We start from the raw sequence: 18,953 nt of genomic DNA on the forward strand, positions 1-18,953 counted from the left end.
TCATATGATAGAAATAAAAAAGCTAACGAAGCAAGCCGATAATAAACTTATCTTGCGTGGTGTAGACCTCTTAATCAATAAAGGGGAAACAGTTGCCATACTTGGACCCAATGGAGCAGGGAAAAGTACACTTCTTAAAGTGCTGGCAACCTTAATAAAACCTACATCAGGACTGATCCAGGTTAATGGTATGGATTTGAAAAAAAACCATATAAAAATAAAAAAAATAATGGGTTATTTACCCCATTCCAGCTTGCTTTATGATCATTACACACCATTAGAAAATATTGTCTTCTTCGGAAATATATATGGTGTTAAGAATGTTGAACAACGAGCAACGGAGCTTGTTAAAGAGGTAGGCTTATCATTTTTTTTGAATGAACCTGTAAAGAACTTCTCACGCGGGATGATTCAAAGGATTGCTATTGCAAGGGCCATCGTTCATGAACCAGAAATCCTCTTATTGGACGAGCCGCACACCGGGTTGGACCAAGGGGCTATTGGGATATTGAATAATGTGATCCTTTCTATGAAAGCAAAAGGGACGACTACTTTGATGGTAACACATGATTTTAAACAAGCAGCTGAAATCTGCGACAGGATTATTATTGTTAAAAATGGAAAGATTGTCGATGATTTTAGGATTGAAAATCAAAACTTAGGATATGTTTCTGAGAAATATGAACAATTAGTGGAGGGAGTATCATGAACATTTTTCGAACAGCCCTCTTACTAGCTAAAAAGGATCTATATTCCGAGCTAAAAACAAAGCAAATAATGGTCACACAAATTATATTTGCTGGTCTAGTGATTGTGGTTTTGAGCTTTGCCTTTGACCCTGCTAATAATACAACCAAAGCAGTTATTCCGGGGGTGATTTGGGTCATTATCGTTTTTGCAGGAATTTTAGGTCTGAACAGGTCGTTTATTTCAGAGCAGCGGAATGATACGATGCAAGGATTATTGGTGGCACCAATGGAGGCAGCCAGTATTTATTTAGGAAAGTTCTTAGCCAATTTTACCATGATGCTGATTGTGGAACTTGTTTCGATCCCGTTTTTGTTCCTATTATTTGATTTCAAATTCTATGGAAGTCTTCCATATTTTATCTTAGTTGTATTCTTGGGAAGTTTTGGATTTATTGCGATTGGTACATTCCTTGCTGCATTAGCAGCCAATTCTAAAAGCAGTGAAATGCTGCTTCCGCTCTTGCTGTTTCCGATAACAACACCCATCTTAATCGGTGTTGTCCAAGCGACAAGAATCATCCTAACCAACATGGAGAAATTTTCAAGTGCCGTGGCGTGGATTCAGTTAGTTACAGCTTACGATGTTATCTTCTTTGTTGTGTGTTTCTTATTAATAGATTATGTGCTGGAGGTTTAAGTGATGAGTATGAATCTCGAACGGGAGAAAGCAGTGCTTCCTGGAACTCAATTAACTGTTAAAAATAGCCTGGATCTGTCAAAAATTTTATTTGGTGCGACAGTTATTTCGATGCTGGCTGCCTTGTATTTTATCTTTATCTTTGCTGCTGAGGAAGTAACGATGGGAGCAGCCCAGAAAATCTTTTATTTTCATGTAAGCTCTGCATGGCTTGCATTCATGGCATTCTTTGTAACATTTGTATTTAGTATATTGTTTTTAATCAAACGGAAAAGAATATTTGACACCTATGCCTATATTTCTGCGGAAATTGGAGTGGTGTTTACAATCATCGTTTTAACGACAGGTCCGATTTGGGCAAAATCTTCATGGAATACTTGGTGGGTATGGGAACCGCGGTTAATTACCACGTTGATTCTATTTTTCATCTATATTGCCTACATAATGATCCGACAAATGGATGGAGTTTGGGATAAAAAAGCCAGGCTGGCTGCTGTATTTGGAATTATCGGGTTTGCTGATGTTCCGATTGTATTCTTCGCGATTCGCTGGTGGCAAACAAAGTTTCACCCAATTGTATTTGGTGAGGGACCTTCTCAAAAAGGTGGAGGTATTGAAGGTACCATGTTAGTAGCCCTGTTTGTTTCACTTGCAGCATTTACCATTCTTTATTCTTACCTTCTTCATAAAGGTGTTTCCTTTGAGAAAATGAAACTTAAAGTTGAGCAGTATAAAGAAAAATTACGAGAAGACTTGGAAAAATAGGAGGAATTTATCATGGGATTTGAATTTATGTATGGTGCGTATTCAGTGGCGTGGGTTGTTATATTCTCATATATGCTAATACTTGGGAAGAGACATACAAAACTGAAGAAAGAAATTGAATTCTTAAAACAACTAGAAAAATAATTAGTATGTAATTTAGGGCCTGTGTAAAATTTACAGGCCTTTTGCATAGTACCTTAGAGGTGTCAGGAGGAAGTACGATGAACAAGCGGGTCATTAAATTACTCGTATTGATTCTTATTGTAGGTATGTTCGGTTTCTTTGGTTATAGTTTAGTAACAAAAGGCAAACATACAGATGTAGGGGATAAAGCGTATAATTTTTCATTGCCAAATTTAGATGGAAGTACAACCAAACTCAGTGATTTTAAGGGAGAGGTTGTCATTTTGAATTATTTTGCCTCATGGTGTGCTCCGTGTAAGGAAGAGTTACCGGAACTAGAATCGTTCCAAAAAGAATATGGGGATAAGTATAATTTTCTGATGATTAATCGAGGAGAGACCATGGATAAGATTAATAAAGTAACAGAGAAAAATAAAGCTGGAATGAATTATTTATTCGATTATAATGCTAAAGTTTCGAAAATGTATAATGTGACAGGGCAGCCTGAAACCTTTGTCATTGATAAACAAGGGGTAATAAGAGAGCATTTTAATGGTCCAGTTACAGAAATGCAATTATATAATTGGGCAAAGAAATATGATAATTAAACCACAAAAAAGGATTGAACCATAAAAATTGGTTCAATCCTTTTTTAATGTGAAGAAGTAAATTTAAATTCTGCAATTACTTCTGCTTTGACTTTTATTTGTCCCGGTTCTAATGGTGTGGAAGTCATTCCTTTCACGAAAGTGGCAGACTGATTAAAGACAGGCTGGACGGTACTTCCTTCTTCGATGATTTGAATTGGAGTTGGTTTTAACGAAACCTTTATGGTGCTTGCAATGGTTTTAGCTTTTTCAGAGGCATTATTTACAGCAAGAACTAAGGCCTGCTGATAAAATAATTCTTTGTTTTTTGCAGTAAATTGAACATTAGAGACGTAGTTTACCCCATTCTGAACAGCGGTGTCTACAACCTTTCCAATGATTGATAAATCATCAATTATTACTTTTAAAATATGAGTAATTTTATAGCCGCGAAATATTTGTTTCCCTTGATCATAATCATAATCAGATTCAATACGATAATCGAAGGTTTGAATATGATTTTTTGTAATACCTAGTTCAATAAGTGAATCGATTACTTTAGTTGCTTCAGCGGAGTTTTGTTGTTGCGCCGTGATTAATTGCTTACTGTCAGTAATAATCCCTAAGTTTACTGAAGCTGAGTCAGGTTGTACGTCTATTTCTCCCTCACCTGATACTTTAATTAAGTTGCTCCTGTGAGGGTGTCTATTGCGGTCAAGGGGAGGGGAATTGAAATTGTACACTTTTTAACGCCTCCTTGATGGATATTCTTTCCTATAAAAACACGGTTTACCTTATGATACGTTCTGAGATTTAATTCATTCCTGTTAACTTATCAAACTTTGTTCTAGCAATAATCTAGGATATTGAAAAAGAATTGACAGATTTGAAAGTCATAATGTGACCAAGCAGGCATACATTTTAAATAATGATAAATGCAAATAAGAGGAGGTTGCACACGTGGAAAAAATCTTAAACTTTTTACCTAAAAAAATAGCAGACCTAATCAGCAAAATCCCTCCTAACCTAAAAGAAGAATTAGAAGAAATTCGTATTCGCATCAATCGCCCTATTGAAATAACAATGAGAGGGAAACCTAGATTTTTATCCTATATTATCCAACCAGAAGATGCTATTCATCTAATGAATAAAATAAGTCATTTCTCCATCTATACACTTGAAGAGGAGCTTAAGCAGGGGTTTATCACTGTTTCTGGAGGACATCGGATTGGACTCGCAGGCAAGGTGATCCTAGAGGGTGGCAAGGTGAAGGCGATTAGAGATATTTCCTCTTTTAATATCCGGATTGCCAGAGAGAAGGTGGGAATAGCAGAACCTCTTATACCATACATCTATCAAGGCAGATGGATGCATACCATGGTGATTGGACCGCCCCAAACAGGTAAAACAACCTTACTGCGTGATATTGCAAGAATTGCCTCCTCGGGATTCGGAGTAAGCGGAATAGAGTCAAGTAAGGTCGGAATTGTAGATGAACGAAGTGAAATTGCGGGTTGTGTTCATGGAATCCCACAATTGACCTTTGGTGACCGCTTAGATGTATTAGATGCCTGTCCGAAAGCTGAAGGAATGATGATGATGATCCGCTCAATGAGTCCAGATATATTGGTAGTTGATGAAATCGGACGGAAAGAAGATAGTGAGGCGATCCAAGAGGCTGTTCATGCAGGAATTACTTTGATGATGACCACACATGGGACGAGCATTGAAGAAGTAAAGAACAGACCGTCTCTACGATATATTCTCGAACAAAGAATCTTTCAACGTTTTATTGTCCTTGATAGATCATTAGGACCAGGTACAATTACACGCATTCTAGATGTGAATGGAAATGAAATGAATCAAAAAGTGAGAGTGACATAAATGATTAAGCTAATAGGTGCTGTTTTCATAATTGTCGCGACAACCTGGATTGGGTTTGAGATTTCCAGACGCTTTAGTGAACGGCCAAGACAGCTCAGAGCATTAAGGTCTGCACTTCAATCACTTGAAGCAGAAATCATGTATGGTCATACACCGTTACACGAAGCTGCCCGAAGGTTAGCCGACCAATTATCAAAACCACTTTCGCCCTTTTTTGAAGCCTTTTCCAAGAAATTAACAGACACAGAGACAACGGTTAAAGAAGCCTGGGAAACGAGTTTAAGAGATATATGGAGTTCCACAGCATTAAAGCAGGGAGAATTTGAAATTATGAAGCAATTCGGGGAAACCCTAGGCCGGCATGATCGGATCTCCCAGCAAAAACACATTATGCTGACACTAACACATCTAGAAAGAGAAGAGGCAGAAGCGGTTCAAGCACAAGCAACATACGAAAAAATGGTAAAGAGCCTGGGATTTTTGTCAGGGTTATTACTGATTATTTTATTATTTTAGGGGGAAAAGCAATGGGGTTAGAAGTGGATATCATATTTAAAATTGCCGGTGTGGGAATCGTGGTTGCCTTTTTGCATACCGTTTTGGACCAAGTGGGAAAAAAAGAATACGCTCAGTGGGTCACGTTGTTTGGGTTTATTTATATTTTATTTCAGGTAGCTTCCATTGTGGATGATCTCTTTCAAAAAATTAAATCCGTATTTTTATTTCAATAAAGGAGGGGCCCTAAGATTGAAATCATAAAAATCGTCGGCATATCACTCGTAGCAACCTTTCTCGCATTAATTGTAAAGGAACAAAAACCTAATTTTGCTTTTCTCCTAGTCGTCTTTGTAGGTTGTGTCATTTTCCTATTTTTAGTCGATAAAATATATGAAATTATTCATATGCTTGAAAAACTTGCAGTGAATGCAAATGTGAATATGGTTTATATTGAAACGATCCTTAAAATTATTGGAATTGCGTATATAGCTGAATTTGCGGCCCAGATTACTAAGGATGCAGGTCAAGGAGCACTCTCTTCTAAAATTGAAATAGCCGGAAAAATTATTATTCTTGCAATGGCTATTCCGATTTTAACTGTTTTAATAGAAACAATCATAAAGCTTATTCCAAGTTAATGACATACCTGAAAAAGAGGTGTTAAGGAAATTGAAGCAGCGATGGCAGTTTATTCCTATTACCATTCTCATATTCTTTTTTTTATTGATTCCAAATGTACAAGCTGCTGAAGAGGGAAAAGACCAAACCAATCCGCTTTCCCCCCAGGAGTTGGTTGATGAACAGCTCAAATCGCTCGATATCACAGAACTTAAACAATTTTGGGAGGACATCAAGTATAAATATGGGGGATTCCTTCCAGAAAGTCAGAAAGGCAGTTTGTATGACTTCATTAGTGGTGAGAAAAAATTTTCTTTAAAACAATGGGGATTGGGAATCGTTAAATTTGCCTTTCAAGAATTTGTTGCAAACGGTAAATTACTAGGTTCATTGATTATGTTAACCATTTTTAGTATGTTCCTTCAGTCAATGCAAAATGCTTTCGAGAAAAGCGCCATTAGCAAAGTTGCCTACTCGATTGTTTATATGGTGTTAGTCATTATTGCCCTAAACAGCTTCCATATCGCAATCAGTTATACAAATGAGGCAATCGGGTCGATGATCTCGTTTGTGCTTGCTCTTGTCCCACTTTTACTTGCATTAATTGCAGCATCAGGAGGCCTGATTTCAGCAGCCTTCTTTCATCCGGTGATTTTATTTCTTATGAATATGAGCGGATTGTTTATGCAGTATATCATTCTGCCTCTCCTTTTTCTTGCTACACTTTTGAGTATTGTGAGTACGATGTCCGAGCAATATAAAGTGTCACAACTAGCAGCCTTGCTAAGAAATTGGAGTATTGGACTTATGGGACTCTTTTTAACTGTGTTCCTTGGTGTAATCTCAGTACAAGGGGCTTCGGCGGCTGTTTCTGATGGAATAACGATTAGAACAGCGAAGTTTGTGACAGGAAATTTTATTCCTGTAATCGGGAGGATGTTTACAGATGCTACAGATACGATCGTTAGTGCATCAGTCCTATTAAAAAATACGGTAGGTATTGCTGGGGTGGGAATCTTACTTATTATCGTGGCCTTTCCGGCTATTAAAATATTAATGATTGCCTTTATATATAAATTTGCCGCTGCAATTTTACAGCCGTTAGGCGGCGGCCCAATCATTACCTGTCTAGATATTATTAGTAAAAGTGTTATATATGTTTTCGCAGCACTGGGTATCGTGTCACTTATGTTCTTTTTATGTGTAACAGTTATTGTTGCAGCTGGAAATCTGACGATGATGATCAGATAGGGGGGATAAAAATGGATTTTTTAATAGAGTGGGTAACGAATATTATTCTTTTTATCTTATTAGCAACGGTAATTGATATGCTCCTCCCCAATTCAAGTATGCAAAAATATACGAAAATGGTTACGGGGCTCCTCTTAATTGCCATTATTCTAACCCCAATCTTTAAATTGATCTCCAAGGATTTTGAAACTGCACTTGGATCTATCCCTTCATATCAAGCCCCTGGAGAAAAAAATATGAAAAATTCAATAGATTTGAAGAAAAAAGAAATACAAGCCTTGCAACATGCATATATTTTAGAAGAAATGGCTGTCCAACTGGAAAAGGACGTGAAAGAGGAGTTGATGGAACAATACGGATTGGAGATCGCAAAAATTGATGTAGCTACAAATGAAGAAAGCGACCAAGCATTCCCTGAAAACCTCCAAAAGGTTATGGTTCTTCTGAAACAACCAGAAAATGAAGTGAAGACAGTCGAAGCAATTAAACAAATTGAAATTAACACAGAAACACCTCTTCCATCTAAAAGCTCAACAGAAGAAACTGAAAAAATAGCCGCTTTTCTTTCGCAAAAATGGAATGTGACCGAAAAAACAGTTGAAGTTTCGATTGAAGGGGGGAGTAATAACAAAAATGGATAATAAAAACCAGGGGCCATTTTCATGGCTTAAAAAGGTACTGAAAATCGAAGGAAGTTCTGAAAAGAAGCCAGGTAAATACCAATATATGATCGTTGTTTTATGCATTGGTGCAGCCTTTATGCTTGTTGGCAATATTGTTTTCAAAAAAAACCCGAGTTCAGCAGATATCCCGGTTACGGCCAATAATAAGGTCGAAGCCGAAGATGTACCTGCATTTGGTCTAAACCAAGGTTCCGGCAATAAGACAGTGTCTGCATATGAGGAAAAATACGAAAGTCAACTTAAGAAGGCCCTCCAGCAAATGCTAGGAGTTAACGATGTGACAGTAGTCGTCAACATCGACTCAACTGATAAGAAGGTCCTAGAAAAAAATAGAGTTTCCAAATCACAAACGACAGAAGAAACAGATCGAGAAGGCGGGGAACGTAAAGTTCAGGAGGCCTCAACAGATGAACAGCTTGTGATTATCCGTAATGGTGAAAAAGAGGTTCCTATTGTAGTAGAAACGAAAAAGCCTGAAATTCGAGGTGTCCTAGTAGTCGCGAAAGGCGCAGATAATATTCAAGTAAAAAAATGGATTGTAGAAGCCGTTACACGCGCCTTAGATGTACCAAGCCATCGGGTCGCAGTAATGCCTAAAAAATAGACTGTGTTAAAGCTTATTGTTGATATTGGCACCCTGTTGATTGGAGCGGAAGGCACGAAGACTCCTGCGGGAGGACGGGGCAGGGGAGACCCCGCAGGAGCACAGCGACGAGGAGGCTCGCCGGACCGCCCGCGGAAAGCGAAGTGCCTGGAGCGGAAATCAACAGGCACATTAACAGAGCCTATTTTTAGGGAGAAAGGGTTTTTTCGAGATGTCTGAAGAAATTATTGATTTAACAGAAAAACTATTAGCTTTTAACAGCTTATTCATGAAGTATTATCAAGAGGGGCGAACAACAGGGACTAAGTATGATTTTCATGAAGTCATAAAGCCATTTGCAAATGAAGTAAAGGAAATAAATGACCAATGGAAACTGGCGATGAAGAGGTGGCTTTCAGACTCAGACCATAAACATCTTCATTTAAAGCAAGTTGACACCACTTCTGAACATATTGATCAACTTTCAATCCAAGCCTTTTTCCCAGAGACCAGTAGAACAAGGTTTATTAATGCCAATCGCACGGTTGAATTTTTCCTTTTAGAAATATTAAAAGAGTTAAAAAAATAGAAAAGAGATGCATTTGCATCTCTTTGATGAGTATTAAGAATGTTCGATGAGGGAGTTTTCATTATCCGTTTCAGGTATGACTGCGCCTTGTTTTTCAAGCTCACAGACTAGAAGACGATATTCTTTAATATTTATATCGTTATGAATATACGCTTTCTTAGCAAAATCCATTAATGCATTTACATCATCAGTTGTATAATCCCTGCTTTGAATAAATTTGCTTTTTAATTCGCGAATGTCCATCTATTAGCTCCTCCTTCATCCTTTTTTCTATCGTAACACGAAAGTGATGATTTTCTAGTTTTTAAAATATTTAAACTTTAGACAAAATTCTTGTCATTATGACATTGGGAATCTTTTCAGGAGGAATCACCATTCCTTCCTTTTCTTCATAAAGTGTAGTAGATAAAATGCGGAGGAGATGTTTGCCCATGTTTGGAAAGAAAAGACCAACCAATTACTACTTCAATAATGGATATCCGGGGCAAATGATGCACCAAGGTCCAGTTGGTCAACAAAGAAATCAGCAGCATTTTACTAGTAATCCACCATACTTATATCAAGCACCACCTCAAAACTTTGATTGGACATTATACCAACAACAAAATCCACAAAACCCACCAAACCCACCAAACCCATATTATCAGCAAGCCTATCCGCCTTATATGCAAAACTATCAACCTGGCCATGTTCCACAAAGTTCTTTTAATAACCAGTCTTTTTCACAAGGGGATTCGCAATTCCTATTCCAAAATCCATTGCAACCTCAGGAAAAAATGGTTCAAAAACCACAGTATATGCCAATGAATGGTTATCCAGCGATGAATCCATATCCTAAACAAAGTGCAATCCCGAAACAGGCGGGAGGAGTCCAGTCCTTTATGAACTCTTTTAAGTCCCAGGATGGATCGGTAGATATTAATAAAATGGTTAACACTGCTGGGCAAATGATGAATGCTGTTAGTCAAGTAAGTTCACTTGTCAAAGGATTTGGTGGAATATTTAAAGCATAAGGAAAGACGGCTCATCAGGAAGCCGTCTTTTTATTTGGAGATATATAGATGTTTACTCCTCAATTTCAATCATTTTCCCTTTTTCCTGTGGAATTCGGACTTTTAATAAACCATCACGATAGGAAGCTTTGACATTTTTTTCGTTAATTGTGTGTGGAAAGGAAATGGTTCTGGATGATTTTTGTTGTAAGTATTTTCGCCGATAAATCTGGTTATGCTCATCTTCGGCTGTTTCAAGTTCTTTATTTTCTACAGAAATAGTCAAATAATTACCTGAGATATTTAATTGAATCTGCTCCCGTTTAACCCCAGGCAGTTCAGCTGAGATGATATATTCGTTACCTGTTTCAAGTGTGTCAACATGGAAGTTTGCCCCTGGTGGAAATGGACTTTTGAAAAAATCATCAATTGACTGTAAAAAGCCCTTAATCGGTTTTTCATGGAAAAATTCGTTCATCGTTTTCATTAAATCACCAAAAGAATCAGTTCTAGGCTTTTTTGAATTTTTATCATTCGGCACCAAAGATGACATATGGATTCCCTCGCTTTCCAGTTTTTCACTTGCCAGTATATGCGAATATAACTGGGTATGTGCCGTCATATTTTATCCTTGGGAATCAGGAAATTCAAATTGGTCCAAAAACGCCTGAATTTATAAATAAAAACCGCAGCCGATATGCTGCGGTATTAATGCCTATATTATATGAATTTCTTCCATTAAAATTTTAATATCTACTATCATGTTGCCTTCATCATCTACTTCAATTAATTCATCTTTTTTCATTTTTGTCAGTGTTCTGCTAATGGTTTCCCTAGTAGTCCCAATCATATTAGCAAGATCCTTGTTCGTAAATTCCGATTTTAAGAGGATTGTCCCATCTTCTTGTTCTTTTCCATGATTTTGGGCAAGGCGTATCAGAAGTTTTACTATTTGCTCATATGTATTATTGAGAATTTGCTCTTCTAAACGGTTTTGTAAATCAACGATTTTTTCACCCAACACTTTAAACACTTTAATACATAACTCGGGGTTATCAATTAAAACCGTTTCAAATTTTGAAATTGGAATGGCAATAAGTGTTGATGACTCAAGTACTTCCGCATAGGCAGGATAATCACCTTTTCTGAAAAAGCCCACATGCGGAAACATCTCCCCTTTTTTGGCAATTGCAACAATTTGTTCTTTGCCATTAATGTCACTTTTGTAGATTTTGATTTTTCCGTCATAAATGAAATAGACATTTTCAAGCGGGTCACCTTGGAGAAATACATGGCTTTGCTTTTTCCATTCTCTGGAGATGGCGATATCAGTGATTTTCGTTAATTCAAAATCATTCAATTCTCGAAAAAGAGTAAAATCAGCAAGCACCCTTTTTATTTCTTCTATTTTCATAAGATTCACCTTCACAGTCATAGTCAGTTATTATCTATTGTAACAAAAATTTTAGAAATAGTTTATGGTATTAATAAATGTTAAAAAATAGCTGGAACATTTTATAGTAGAGGAAAAAGATACCAAAGGAATAAAAGCAGAAATTAATTATTTTTACTTTTGTTACGAACGTTCATTCGATAGAATAGAAGTAATGAGGTGATAAGCATGAAGTTAAGAAAAACCCTACAAGAAATTTTAACTGATTTACAAATAAATGATCAATTCAAGGACAATATCGTCACTTGGCACACAATAGATGAAAAGCAGGCCCAAACAGTACCTCTTCCCAATGACCTGCATCCAGTATTAAAATCTACGCTATTTGAAAGGGGAATAGAGCAGCTGTATACACATCAAATAGCTGCTTATGAAAAAATTATGGAGCGAAAGAGTATTGTTGCAGTTACTCCTACAGCTTCGGGGAAAACCCTATGCTATAATCTTCCGGTCCTACAAACAATCCTAGAAAATCCAAGTGCACGCGCACTTTATATGTTTCCTACTAAAGCACTGGCACAGGATCAAAAGAGTGAAATTAATGAAATTATTCAAGCAGCAGAAGTAGACATCAATAGTTACACGTACGACGGAGATACGCCAGCAAATATTCGTCAAAGAGTCAGACAAGCAGGACATGTGGTGATTACTAACCCAGATATGCTCCATTCAGCGATTCTGCCGCATCATACAAAATGGGTTTCCTTGTTTGAAAACCTTAAATTTGTTGTCATAGATGAACTTCATACGTATCGCGGCGTATTTGGAAGCCATGTTGCCAATGTAATTAGAAGGCTAAAACGCATTTGTAAATATTATGGGAGCAACCCTGTATTCATTTGTACATCGGCAACGATAGCCAACCCACTAGAGTTAGCCGAAACTCTTACAGAGGAAAAAATGCACCTGATTGATAACAATGGAGCCCCAAGTGGTACAAAGCACTTTCTCTTCTATAACCCGCCTATCGTAAACAAGCCGTTAAACATTAGAAGAAGCGCCACGCTAGAGGTGCGAAAAATTGCAGGCGAACTATTAAAAAATAAAATTCAAACAATAGTCTTTGCGAGAAGCAGAGTAAGAGTCGAAATTATTTTAACCTATTTGCAAGAATTAGTGAAAAACCAATTGGGTGCAAAGTCTATACGAGGCTACCGAGGTGGATACCTTCCTACTGAACGAAGGAAGATTGAAAAAGGTCTTCGTTCAGGTGAGATTTATGGCGTAGTCAGCACCAATGCTCTAGAACTAGGAGTAGATATTGGACAATTGCAAGTATGTATTATGACTGGCTATCCAGGTACTATTTCAAGTGCTTGGCAGCAAGCGGGAAGAGCAGGAAGAAGACATAGTGAAGCTCTGGTAATAATGGTAGCGAGTTCTAGTCCGCTTGACCAATATATTATCCAGAATCCTGAATACTTTTTTAATAAAAGCCCTGAAACAGCTAGGATCAATCCTGATAACCTAATAATTTTAATAGATCATATGAAATGTGCTGCATATGAACTCCCTTTTAAAGCAGGTGAACAATTTGGCACTGTCGAAACAGAGGAATTGTTAGAATACTTAACCGAGGAACGTGTTCTTTATCATAATAGCGGCAAGTGGTATTGGATGAATGATTCCTTCCCTGCACATAACATTAGTTTACGATCGGCATCACAGGAAAATGTCATCATTGTTGACCAATCAGATGTGGCCAATGTCAAAGTTATAGGTGAAATGGACCGCTTTTCCGCGATGACACTTCTCCACGATGAAGCCATTTATTTGCATCAAGGTACACAATTCCAGGTGGAAAAACTTGATTGGGAAGAGAAGAAAGCTTTCGTAAGGGAAGTAGATGTAGACTATTTTACTGATGCAAATCTAGCGGTTCAATTAAAAGTACTGGAAGTGGACAAACTTCAAACATTGGATGAAGCTGAATTTGGCTATGGGGATGTAAGTGTACGAGCCATGGCAACCATTTTTAAAAAAATAAAATTTGAAACACACGAAAACATTGGGTCGGGACCAATCCATTTGCCGGAAGAGGAACTGCATACCAGTGCAGCTTGGATCTCCTTAAACCAGCCATTGTCAGAGCTGGGCCATGAGCGACTCGAACAGGGGCTTGTAGGGACGGCCCATGCACTAAACCATATTGCCCCCTTATTCGTAATGGCCGACCCACAGGATATTCATGTCATACCGCAGGTAAAGGCAGACCATAACGAAAAGCCAACCATTTTCTTTTATGACCGCTACCCAGGAGGGGTCGGATTAAGCGAGAAAATACACACGGGAATGTCAGAAGTATTTGCTGAAACAAAGAAAATGATTACGGGATGTCACTGTGAATGTGGCTGCCCGTCTTGTATTGGGACGGACACGGTTAGTGAGGCAGCTAAAAAGGATGTCTTAAAAATAATTGAAGCATTTTTAAAATCCTCAAAATAGGGGGAAGGAAGATTAGCGATGTCGTTAAAAAATAAATTAAATCGTCTAAAGCCACATCTTTCTGCTGGCGGAACTTCAGAAAAAAATTTCATTCCTCCACAATCCGCTAGCATTGAGGTTCCCTTCAAGGAGAAATGGGAGCAAGCAAACGTGTTTCCTTATTATTTCGACGAGAATTACTGTTTAATAAGAGAAGTAACATATCCACTTTCGCATCAGCATGGGCATTACTGTTTTCGTGATTTCCTCGCTGCAGTCGACATTTGGAACAACCAGCCCGTTAATCATCCATTATCGGCAGAGGGACACCAAGCTGACGAATTATTCTTTTTTGATACCGAAACAACGGGTCTCGGAGGAGGTGTAGGAAACACCATTTTCCTTCTTGGATATGCGAGTATTTCGGGAGATTCCCTTGTTTTGAGACAACATATTTTACCAAACCCAGGAGCAGAAGTCCCTTTATATCAAAGCTTTCTAGAGAAAATCAATTATAAAACATTAGTGACCTACAATGGGAAGTCATTTGATTGGCCGCAGGTAAAAACAAGGCATACCTTAGTTCGAGAACATGTACCCAAACTGCCGCAGTTTGGTCATTTTGATTTATTTCATGCCGCGCGGAGACTTTGGAAGCATAAATTAGAACGCTTGAAATTAGCTGTGGTTGAGAAAGAGGTTCTTGGTGTGGAAAGAGTTGATGACATTCCGGGCTTTTTAGCTCCAATGATTTATTTTGATTTTATTGAGAGTAAACAACCTGATGGGATGATGGGTATTCTAAAGCATAATGAAATTGATATTTTATCGCTTGTTACCTTATATACTCATATCACCTTTCAGCTTTGCGGGGTGGATATAGATCAAACAAGGTCGGAGTCTTTTGAGGTCGGGCGCTGGTTCGCAGCTTTAGGGGAAAGAAATCAAGCCGAGAAAGTATTAAGCAAACTTGTAAATGGCAGTGATATGACATCCTATCAAGCTAAATTTTCTTTGGCTTTACAACGCAAAAAGGAAAAAGATTGGGTAAAAGCAATGGAGCTGTATTCAGATGTCACCGATTCTGGTGATACTCGGCTGATGTTGGAAGCCTGCTTAGAACTCGCAAAAATTCATGAACATAGAATAAAAGATTATGAACTTGCCATAGATTACTGTCAGAAAGCGATCATGCTCGTGTCTCGATCGGAACAAACTGCCGTAATTTCAGGTCAATGCAGTCTAGAACAACTTCAGTTCAGGCTTCAGCGGTTAGAAAGGAAAATGGAAAAATAACTGAAAAACGATTGATTATTATAACGTTCACATTTTTGTCAAAAAAACTTTGTAATTTGTTTGTAAAACCAGCATTTCCATATTGTTAAACAACGTTAAAAGTTGTAAAATTTGAAATTGGATTGAAAAAAATGAAATACAAAACATTTGGAGCTGGTAATATATGTACAAGGCGATTTTATTTTTATTTTTTGTTGTCGTATGTTTGACTGCAGTTATTTTTACAAGTTTAAAAGATAGCTTTTATTCTTTTCTATAAAAAAAGCATATGCCTAGTGTGTATAGTTCAGAAGCTAGGCAGTTTTACATATATAAATAGAAATCAAGAAAATGAACTGTTCTCAAGGAAAAATAGGTATTTTCATTAGTACAAGAGTAATCCCTTCAACATAGGCTGTAATGTAAACAAAATACTGAAGGGAGATTATCATATGTATCTTGGAACTAATTTTATGCCGCCTGTTATTCATCCGACTCAACAAATTGTGAACCATACGTTTTCAACAACAGTGGTTCCCCATATTCACCCTGTCCACACAACTACGGTGAATCATCATCTGTTTCAACACAAACATTTTTGCCCGCAAACTGCATCATGCGCTGAAGAGGTATGCAACCAGCAAATTAATTGCTGTAACCCATGTGCTGCTCCAATGCCAGCGACTTTGCCTGCTGCAAATGCTTTGCCAAATGCTTTGCCAGGAGGTCCAGGATTTGGCCCAGGAATGGGAGGTCCAGGATTTGGCCCAGGAATGGGAGGTCCAGGATTTGGTCCAGGAATAGGAGGTCCAGGATTTGGTCCAGGAATGGGAGGTCCAGGAGGCCCAGGATTTGCACCAGGACCATTTATGGGACCAAGACGCTAATATCAAAACGGCGATTACAGGGGCTTTTCAGCCCTTGTTTTTTATTTATTTTTACTACATGATATGCTATTCTTGTCCAAATGTTTGTCCATTTAAAAAATTTTTTCATTGAGGAGAACATTTTAGATGAAAGTTTTAGCCATATCCGGTTATAAACCGTTTGAATTGGGGATTTTTAAGAATGATCATCCATCGGTTTTATTTATTAAGGCTGCGATAAAGAAATCGTTACTACCAATGGTGGAAGAAGGATTAGAATGGGTACTGATCAGTGGTCAGTTAGGCGTGGAACTATGGGCTGCTGAGGTTGTTTTTGAATTACAGATGGAATTTCCTGATTTAAAACTTGCGGTAATTACTCCATTTCTAGACCAGCAAGCATCATGGAAAGAGAATAACCGGGAATGGTATGAATCGATCCTGGCACAAGCGGATTTCATTGATTCTGTTACGAAAAAGGGCTATGAAAAACCATGGCAATTTCGCTTAAAAAATCAATTTTTTATTGAAAAAAGTGAAGGGCTCCTCCTTCTTTATGATCAGGAAAAGGAAGGAAGTCCAAAATATCTTTATGAAATGGCTTTGGAATACCGAAAAAAATATTCATACTCGATTGAACTAATAACATTTTATGATTTACAGATGATCGTGGAAGAAGAACAGATGAAACTGTCTGATTTTTAAGTTTTAGTCATTTTTACAGTTTTTATTCCATATATTGAATTGTTTTAAAAATCATAATACTTTCAATACAAATGAAAATTGACAAAACTACATATTTTTGAAAAAATAATAGGTAGTGATTGGCGAATACTGAGGTGAATGGAATGCTGTCAGATAAAGTAAAATTAACAGCCAAGGATATTTTAGAAAAAGAGTTTAAGTCTGGAGTACGCGGTTATAAACAAGAAGATGTTGATAAGTTTTTAGATTTAATCATTAAAGATTATGGAACTTTTCATCAGGAGATTGAAGATCTTCAACAGGAAAATCTTCGACTCCGGAAACAGCTTGAGGAAACTTCCAAAAGACAGCCAGCAGCACAACCTGCAGGAACAACGAATTTTGATATCTTGAAGCGCTTATCCAATCTTGAAAAACATGTTTTTGGTAACAAGCTTTACGATTAACAAAAAATAGGAAGATTTCCTGTTAATAACCATTGAATTACCAGCGTGAAATACATATAATAAATTGTATTCATTAATAACGTTCGGGTAATCGCTGTAAGATGCATTTGCATTCTTGCAGAGGAAAGTCCATGCTCGCACGAGCTGAGATGCTCGTAGTGTTCGTGCCTAGTGAATTCATAAGCTAGGGCAGTTGGGGCTAGCATCCAACTGACGGCCGGGAAAATACCTAAGTCCTTTTGGGATATGGTATGAATACCTATAAAAGTGCCACAGTGACGTAGTCTTTCCAGAAATGGAAAGGGTGGAACGGGTAAACCCCACGAGCGAGAAACCCAAATAATGGTAGGGGCACTTTCTCTGAGGAATTGAACAAGGAGAAGGACAGGCTCAAATTTGAGTCTGTAGATAGATGATTACCACCTAAGTACGAGACACACCCGTGTCGTTTGTAGTACACTGGTACAGAACATGGCTTACAGAACGTTATTAATGGGAATGAATGCTGGATATAAACGGCTCTCCTAATAAGGAGAGCTTTTTATTGTTATTAATCAGCAAACTGCATTCAAAAACCACTTTTTGTCAATAATGAAATCCATATACATACAAATGAAATGAATTAAGGGTGAAGAAATGGGAAAATATCAAATAATAGCTACTGCAGCCATGGGACTGGAGGCCTTAGTTGCCAAAGAAGTCCGGGCATTAGGATATGACTGTGAAGTTGAAAATGGAAAGGTCACCTACATAGGGGATGAATCTGCTATTGCTCGCAGTAATTTATGGCTTCGAACGGCAGATCGAATTAAGATTAAAATCGGAGAATTTAAGGCATACACCTTTGATGAATTATTTGAAAAAACAAAGGCCCTGCCATGGGAGAAATTTTTACCCGAAGATGCTGAATTTCCCGTTGTGGGAAAATCAGTGAAGTCAAAGCTCTTTAGTGTATCTGATAGTCAGGCCATCGTGAAGAAAGCTGTTGTGGAACGGATGAAACAACACTACAAGCGAAGTACTTGGTTTGAAGAAAACGGTGCCTATTATCGGATCGAAGTAGCCTTACTAAAAGACGTTGCTACCATTACCATTGACACGAGTGGTCAAGGGCTGCATAAACGCGGTTATCGAGTGGATCAAGGTGAGGCGCCTCTAAAGGAAACCCTTGCAGCTGCGCTAGTTCTACTCACTAATTGGAAAGCAGACCGTCCCTTTATGGACCCTTTCTGTGGTTCTGGAACGATTCCTATTGAAGCGGCAATGATCGGGCAAAATATTGCTCCAGGCTTTAACAGGGAATTTGTGTCGGAACGTTGGAATTGGATCCCGGCGAAAGTTTGGGATGATGCTAGAAATGAAGCTGAGGACTTAGCAAATTACGACCAGCCCTTAGATATTTTAGGGACAGATATCGACCATAGAATGGTGAAAATTGCCCAAGACAATGCGTTTGAGGCTGGATTTGGGGATTTGATCCATTTTAAGCAAATGCAGGTTAGAGACATTTCTACCAATAAGCAATACGGTGTCATTGTTGGGAATCCCCCTTATGGTGAAAGACTTGGGGAGAAAAAAGCAGTCGAACAAATGTATAAAGAAATGGGCGAGGCATTCAACGCACTTGATACATGGTCTAAATATATCTTAACTTCCAACGAGCAGTTCGAACAATTTTATGGTAAGCCCGCGACAAAAAAGAGAAAACTATTTAACGGCTTTATTCGTACGGATCTTTATCAATATTGGGGAAAAAGACCGCCGCGTCAAGATGATTTAAATCAAGACAAGTAATTCAAATGAAACATTATTTTTGTTGGAACAT

24 protein-coding genes and 1 other RNA gene are annotated in these 18,953 nt (G+C 37.9%); 21 read left to right on the forward strand and 4 right to left on the reverse strand.

Going from position 1 to position 18,953, the window contains the following annotated elements:
* Positions 1-4: 4 nt before the first annotated feature.
* From COJ96_RS01085 to COJ96_RS01105, 5 genes are all read left to right on the forward strand, one after another.
* Complete coding sequence (locus tag COJ96_RS01085) at positions 5-709, forward strand: ABC transporter ATP-binding protein (RefSeq protein ID WP_098571162.1); 705 nt, start codon at positions 5-7, stop codon at positions 707-709.
* Entirely contained in the window at positions 706-1,386 is a 681-nt protein-coding gene (locus tag COJ96_RS01090) for a heme exporter protein CcmB (RefSeq protein ID WP_098571163.1), read from the forward strand. Before COJ96_RS01085 ends, COJ96_RS01090 begins: the two co-directional genes overlap by 4 nt.
* Before the next feature lie 3 nt (positions 1,387-1,389).
* The gene (locus COJ96_RS01095) at positions 1,390-2,151 is read left to right on the forward strand and encodes a cytochrome c biogenesis protein (protein ID WP_098571164.1); all 762 of its coding nucleotides are present in this window, start codon (positions 1,390-1,392) and stop codon (positions 2,149-2,151) included.
* Positions 2,152-2,163: 12 nt separating this feature from the next.
* Positions 2,164-2,295 (forward strand): CcmD family protein, encoded by a 132-nt coding sequence (locus COJ96_RS01100; protein WP_081825327.1) that lies wholly within the window; start codon positions 2,164-2,166, stop codon positions 2,293-2,295.
* 77 nt (positions 2,296-2,372) lie between these two features.
* Positions 2,373-2,882 (forward strand): TlpA family protein disulfide reductase, encoded by a 510-nt coding sequence (locus COJ96_RS01105; RefSeq protein ID WP_098571165.1) that lies wholly within the window; start codon positions 2,373-2,375, stop codon positions 2,880-2,882.
* A 44-nt stretch (positions 2,883-2,926) separates the two neighbouring features.
* On the opposite strand, the gene COJ96_RS01110 is transcribed toward COJ96_RS01105, so the two are convergent.
* Positions 2,927-3,604, reverse strand: coding sequence for an SIMPL domain-containing protein (locus COJ96_RS01110; RefSeq protein ID WP_098571166.1), 678 nt, complete (start codon positions 3,602-3,604; stop codon positions 2,927-2,929).
* A gap of 217 nt (positions 3,605-3,821) precedes the next feature.
* Between COJ96_RS01110 and spoIIIAA the strand changes: the two genes are divergently transcribed.
* From spoIIIAA to COJ96_RS01155, 8 genes are all read left to right on the forward strand, one after another.
* The gene (gene spoIIIAA, locus COJ96_RS01115) at positions 3,822-4,745 is read left to right on the forward strand and encodes a stage III sporulation protein AA (RefSeq protein WP_098571167.1); all 924 of its coding nucleotides are present in this window, start codon (positions 3,822-3,824) and stop codon (positions 4,743-4,745) included.
* The gene (gene spoIIIAB, locus COJ96_RS01120; RefSeq protein ID WP_098571168.1) at positions 4,746-5,261 is read left to right on the forward strand and encodes a stage III sporulation protein SpoIIIAB; all 516 of its coding nucleotides are present in this window, start codon (positions 4,746-4,748) and stop codon (positions 5,259-5,261) included.
* Between the two features lie 11 nt (positions 5,262-5,272).
* Positions 5,273-5,476, forward strand: a complete 204-nt coding sequence (gene spoIIIAC, locus COJ96_RS01125) for a stage III sporulation protein AC (protein ID WP_007084610.1) — start codon at positions 5,273-5,275, stop codon at positions 5,474-5,476.
* Positions 5,477-5,491: 15 nt separating this feature from the next.
* On the forward strand, positions 5,492-5,881 hold the full coding sequence (spoIIIAD, locus tag COJ96_RS01130; protein ID WP_373561647.1) for a stage III sporulation protein AD: 390 nt from the start codon (positions 5,492-5,494) through the stop codon (positions 5,879-5,881).
* A gap of 31 nt (positions 5,882-5,912) precedes the next feature.
* A complete protein-coding gene (spoIIIAE, locus tag COJ96_RS01135) occupies positions 5,913-7,112 on the forward strand; it encodes a stage III sporulation protein AE (protein ID WP_098571170.1) in 1,200 nt (399 codons plus the stop codon).
* A gap of 11 nt (positions 7,113-7,123) precedes the next feature.
* Positions 7,124-7,753, forward strand: coding sequence for a stage III sporulation protein AF (gene spoIIIAF, locus COJ96_RS01140; protein ID WP_098571171.1), 630 nt, complete (start codon positions 7,124-7,126; stop codon positions 7,751-7,753).
* Positions 7,746-8,399: a stage III sporulation protein AG gene (gene spoIIIAG / locus COJ96_RS01145; protein WP_098571172.1), complete on the forward strand. Its 654-nt coding sequence runs from the start codon at positions 7,746-7,748 to the stop codon at positions 8,397-8,399. Before spoIIIAF ends, spoIIIAG begins: the two co-directional genes overlap by 8 nt.
* Positions 8,400-8,610: 211 nt before the next feature.
* Positions 8,611-8,967, forward strand: coding sequence for a DUF1798 family protein (locus COJ96_RS01155; protein WP_098571174.1), 357 nt, complete (start codon positions 8,611-8,613; stop codon positions 8,965-8,967).
* 33 nt (positions 8,968-9,000) lie between these two features.
* On the opposite strand, the gene yppF is transcribed toward COJ96_RS01155, so the two are convergent.
* Positions 9,001-9,210, reverse strand: coding sequence for a YppF family protein (gene yppF / locus COJ96_RS01160; RefSeq protein ID WP_098571175.1), 210 nt, complete (start codon positions 9,208-9,210; stop codon positions 9,001-9,003).
* A 188-nt stretch (positions 9,211-9,398) separates the two neighbouring features.
* Here yppF and COJ96_RS01165 point away from each other — a divergent pair, with 188 nt between their 5' ends.
* Positions 9,399-9,980 (forward strand): YppG family protein, encoded by a 582-nt coding sequence (locus tag COJ96_RS01165; RefSeq protein WP_257148370.1) that lies wholly within the window; start codon positions 9,399-9,401, stop codon positions 9,978-9,980.
* Positions 9,981-10,032: 52 nt separating this feature from the next.
* On the opposite strand, the gene COJ96_RS01170 is transcribed toward COJ96_RS01165, so the two are convergent.
* Together COJ96_RS01170 and COJ96_RS01175 are read right to left on the reverse strand one after the other, a co-directional pair.
* Positions 10,033-10,512, reverse strand: coding sequence for an Hsp20/alpha crystallin family protein (locus COJ96_RS01170; RefSeq protein WP_098571214.1), 480 nt, complete (start codon positions 10,510-10,512; stop codon positions 10,033-10,035).
* Positions 10,513-10,674: 162 nt separating this feature from the next.
* On the reverse strand, positions 10,675-11,373 hold the full coding sequence (locus COJ96_RS01175) for a Crp/Fnr family transcriptional regulator (protein ID WP_098571176.1): 699 nt from the start codon (positions 11,371-11,373) through the stop codon (positions 10,675-10,677).
* A 207-nt stretch (positions 11,374-11,580) separates the two neighbouring features.
* Here COJ96_RS01175 and COJ96_RS01180 point away from each other — a divergent pair, with 207 nt between their 5' ends.
* The 7 genes from COJ96_RS01180 (at position 11,581) to COJ96_RS01210 (ending at position 18,922) form a co-directional block, all read left to right on the forward strand.
* Entirely contained in the window at positions 11,581-13,857 is a 2,277-nt protein-coding gene (locus tag COJ96_RS01180; RefSeq protein WP_098571177.1) for a DEAD/DEAH box helicase, read from the forward strand.
* An 18-nt stretch (positions 13,858-13,875) separates the two neighbouring features.
* Positions 13,876-15,132, forward strand: a complete 1,257-nt coding sequence (locus tag COJ96_RS01185) for a ribonuclease H-like domain-containing protein (protein WP_098571178.1) — start codon at positions 13,876-13,878, stop codon at positions 15,130-15,132.
* A gap of 431 nt (positions 15,133-15,563) precedes the next feature.
* Entirely contained in the window at positions 15,564-15,998 is a 435-nt protein-coding gene (locus COJ96_RS01190) for a CotD family spore coat protein (RefSeq protein WP_098571179.1), read from the forward strand.
* 126 nt (positions 15,999-16,124) lie between these two features.
* Positions 16,125-16,682, forward strand: a complete 558-nt coding sequence (locus tag COJ96_RS01195; protein ID WP_098571180.1) for an SLOG family protein — start codon at positions 16,125-16,127, stop codon at positions 16,680-16,682.
* Between the two features lie 143 nt (positions 16,683-16,825).
* The gene (gpsB, locus tag COJ96_RS01200) at positions 16,826-17,128 is read left to right on the forward strand and encodes a cell division regulator GpsB (protein ID WP_026563881.1); all 303 of its coding nucleotides are present in this window, start codon (positions 16,826-16,828) and stop codon (positions 17,126-17,128) included.
* Positions 17,129-17,207: 79 nt separating this feature from the next.
* Positions 17,208-17,612, forward strand: an RNA gene (rnpB, locus tag COJ96_RS01205) — RNase P RNA component class B.
* Between the two features lie 152 nt (positions 17,613-17,764).
* On the forward strand, positions 17,765-18,922 hold the full coding sequence (locus COJ96_RS01210) for a THUMP domain-containing class I SAM-dependent RNA methyltransferase (RefSeq protein ID WP_098571181.1): 1,158 nt from the start codon (positions 17,765-17,767) through the stop codon (positions 18,920-18,922).
* Positions 18,923-18,953 lie beyond the last annotated feature (31 nt).

This window comes from Bacillus sp. AFS073361 (assembly GCF_002567005.1).
In the GTDB taxonomy this organism is placed as follows: Bacteria; Bacillota; Bacilli; order Bacillales; family Cytobacillaceae; genus Neobacillus.